Annotated in this window: 2 protein-coding genes; both read right to left on the minus strand. The window is 66.2% G+C overall.

Features of this window, described 5'->3' with window-relative positions:
• Window positions 1-1,075: beta-Ala-His dipeptidase (pepD, locus tag ACESMD_RS14890; RefSeq protein WP_372614506.1), on the minus strand; the 1,075-nt coding region annotated here is incomplete at its 3' end.
• A 32-nt stretch (window positions 1,076-1,107) separates the two neighbouring features.
• The gene (locus ACESMD_RS14895) at window positions 1,108-3,306 is read right to left on the minus strand and encodes a tRNA(Met) cytidine acetyltransferase TmcA (RefSeq protein WP_372614509.1); all 2,199 of its coding nucleotides are present in this window, start codon (window positions 3,304-3,306) and stop codon (window positions 1,108-1,110) included.
• Window positions 3,307-3,620: the final 314 nt, after the last annotated feature.

Here is a 3,620-nt window from a genome sequence, read left to right on the forward strand (position 1 = left end):
AACGGCCCGCCTCCAGGCTAACCTCCCCAAGGTTGTTCGAGGTCTCCACCACCCCGGGCACCTCATGGCTCATGCGCTCGACGCCGCAGGGTGCCGCGTGCAGGGCGGCAATCAACAGGTGGCTGGCGTGGTGGCTCAGCGCGTCGCCTGGCGTCGCCTCGAGCCGTTCCAGGGCCAGTGTCAGTCCGTCGTCGACACCGGCGAGTTCGGCACGCAGCTCCGCCTGGAGCACCGCCAGCCGGGATGACACCTCTTCCAGGGTATCGGCGGTGAGCGCCAGGGTGGCGAAGGCCTCTCGGGGCAGCGCATTGCGCATCGTGCCGCCATGATAGTCCACCAACCGGACATCGAAGGCTTCCAGGGAACGCAGCACCCGCACCAGCAGACGGTTGGCATTGCCACGCCCCCTGTGGATATCGATGCCAGAATGCCCCCCCATCAAGCCGGTCAGCGACAGGCGCGCGCCCATCTCCCCGTCGTCGAGGGGGGCAGTGGGAAACTGAGACTCGACGGCCACATCGGCACCACCGGCACAGCCGATGAACACCTGGCCACGATCCTCGGAATCCAGATTGAGCAGCAGATGTCCCTCCAGCCAGCCTTCGGCCAGATTGAGAGCACCGCCCATGCCCGATTCTTCCTCCAGGGTGAAGAGAGCCTCCAGGGGCCCGTGTACCAGCGTCTCGTCCTCGAGGATGGCCAGGATGGCCGCGACTCCCAGGCCATTGTCGGCGCCCAGGGTGGTACCTCGCGCCCGCAGCCAGCCATCCACCACCTGGGTGTCGATGGGATCGCGGGCAAAGTCATGGGAATGATCGGCATTGGCCTGGGTCACCATGTCCAGGTGGCCCTGCAGGATCACCCCCGGCACCCGCTCATGGCCAGGCGTGGCCGGCTTGCACAGGCGCAGGTTTCCGAAGGCATCGCGGTCATGGGCCAGTCCCTGGCCATCGGCCCACTGTTCCAGCCGGGCCACCAGAGCCGCCTCCTTTCCGGAAGGCCGAGGGGTGTTGCACAGGGTGCGAAAGTGTCGCCAGACAGACGAAGGTGAAAGCTGTTCGAGATATGCGTTCATGGGAAGGGTATCTCGTGATTGACCCGAGCACTCTACTCGCCGTCATGAGCCGTGAGAAGTCCGACGCCACTGACATGGAGCCTGCCGAGGAACGTCCTCAGCCAGGCCATGGCCTGGCGCTTGCCCGGCACACCCAGGCGCCTGGAAAGACCCGCGGTATCCCAGCCCTGGAAGGCCCAGGCCGCCAGAACCGCCAGGTCTCGATCCTGGCGCCATGCCGGGAAGGCCGCCGCGTGTATCACCTGCGCCTGAATGGCCGGTCGCGCCAGCCCAGGGGCTCGATGACCAAAGGCCACGTCGGCGATATCGCGGATGTCATCGTCGAGAATCCTCATCGGCGGGAACTCGGCGAGCAGCGCCAGCACCACCAGGGGGTCGAAATCGGCAAGCTCGAAGGCGAGCAACCCCGGAAGTTGCCGGTGGAGGCGTGCCTGGAGCGCAGAGGCCAGGGCAGCACCGCGGTCATCCAGGGGCAGAACCATCATCACGGCATGCTCTCCGGTGGCCGTTTCCCGAGTCAACCCGAGCCGAACGGCACGCCACCCCTGAGCCTGCCAGAAGGCGAGCAGGCCCGGCTCGGCACCGAGACTGGCGCCGAGCAACTGGCAGCCGTCTCGACGGGCTTGCTCCCGGGCGAGCTCGATCAGGTGTCTCCCGAGCCCTTCCCGGCGGCGGCCCGGGTGCACGGCGATACGCAGTACCCGGCGAAGCCGTCCCTCCAGGGCCTCGCGCGATCCGGCATGGGCAGCCAGGGACTGGGCCATGAGATGACCCCTGGGGCGCCGCTCCCCACGCGCCACCTCCTCGGCCAGATCGGCATCGAAGCCACCCTCCTCGAGGGTGGCCAGTACCGCCTGGAGCGTTCCTCCGGCATCGAGGCTGCTGAGCTCGATGCCGGGCGCATCCAGCAGGCGTCGCAGGTCAGCGGGGGTCGTGCGGTAATGCGCCTGCACCAGCAAGCCAAACATCTCTTGAAGACGGGTCTCGTCATGGATGAGGTCGGCGGGACGCCGGGTTTGGTACTCGACCGGTACCCCGGGCGCCATCGCCTCGCCGGGCTCGGCATCCAGCAACAGCAGCCGGGTCACCAGAGCCTCCAGGGGATCACCGCTTGCCCAGCGGATCGGCTCGCCCAGATGGCACGGCTCCCAGTTCGGTGTCTGCCGTTCCAGCCGTTCCCGAAAACGCAGTGCAAAACCGCGGCCCGACCCCTCATAGCCGTGCACGGTAGTGGCGAAGGCGATTCGCGGGAAGGCCGTCAGCCATTCACCAAGCAGGGCGGCGGGTATTGCTGCCGCCTCGTCCACCAGAAGCCAGCTGCCGTTGCCGCCCAGCTGCCCCTCGCGCACCCCGGCCGAGAGTTCGTCGGGGGCAATGAAGCTGACCCGACGGCCTTCCAGCAGGACCTCGTTGCCGACACGACGCCCCCGGGGACACAACGCCAGGAGTCGTTCGAACAAGGGGGCGACTGCAACGGCTCGAGGAGCCGTGACCAGGATATCCATCTCACCGGCAGCGAGCAGTCGGGCACAGGCGATTCCCAGGGCAGCGGTCTTGCCTCTGCCCCGGTCTGCCGTGATCACCAGCGGGCGACGGCGACGCAATCCCACCAGGCGGGCAACGGCGCGAGCCTGGTCGAGGGTCAGGCAATCCGCATCCTCCGGGTGTCTTATGTCGGCAACCGGGGGGGTGTCCGGATAACAGCCGGACAACCGAAGATCGCCGTCTTCCGGCCAGTGGATCACCCTCGATGACGCCTGCAGCAAGCCGGCCAGGCGTGCCAGATAGTGGGCGCTGAGTTGCTCGATTTGCCAGGGATGAGCCGCCAGACGGACATAGTCCGGATCGGGACGCGTGCCCCAGGCTGGTGGGGTCATGAGCACCAGCAAGCCCCCGGCCCGCAAGGTTCCCGAGAGGGCGCCGAACGCATCCGGGTCGAAGCCCGATCCCCCGGACACCGCATCGATGATCAAGAGGTCTGACTCGCCGCCCAGGCGTGTACGGGCGCTGGAGGGCATCAGCCAGGCCTCTGCCGGAATGGATTCCGGCCGACAGGATGATACCCAGAGGGGAAGCTGCCAGGACATCCGATGCCAGATGGCCTCGGCCCGTTCAAGACATGAGGAGACGTCCCCGGCCAGCCAAACCAGACCACGCCAGCGGCGCTCGGCGAGGTGGCGACGATGATCCGCCAGCGCATCCAGCCCCTTCCCAATGCGGTGCAATGACATCATGACTCCAAAAACCCAGAAGACTTTGGTCTAAGGCCTGGATTCATTCAACGCCGCCAGGACATCAGAGATTCCCTTCCGAATCGCCAAATTCAGGCCATCTTATTGATTATACAGATAGATGAATATCCAGGGGTGGTAATCACACGGACAGCGCGCTCACGATGGCGCTATCGATTGTGACTGGAGAGACGTGCTAGCTTGGCACTCGCTGCCGACCTGTCTATCCGGTCAGCCTCGGTGGCAGGGACCTGTCGTACCTGCCGATTTCCAGGCAACCGACGTGGGTCGGCAAGTTGTGTCTCTCGCATCAA

Origin of the sequence: Halomonas sp. (assembly GCF_041689495.1) — a bacterium.
In the GTDB taxonomy this organism is placed as follows: domain Bacteria; phylum Pseudomonadota; class Gammaproteobacteria; order Pseudomonadales; family Halomonadaceae; genus Halomonas.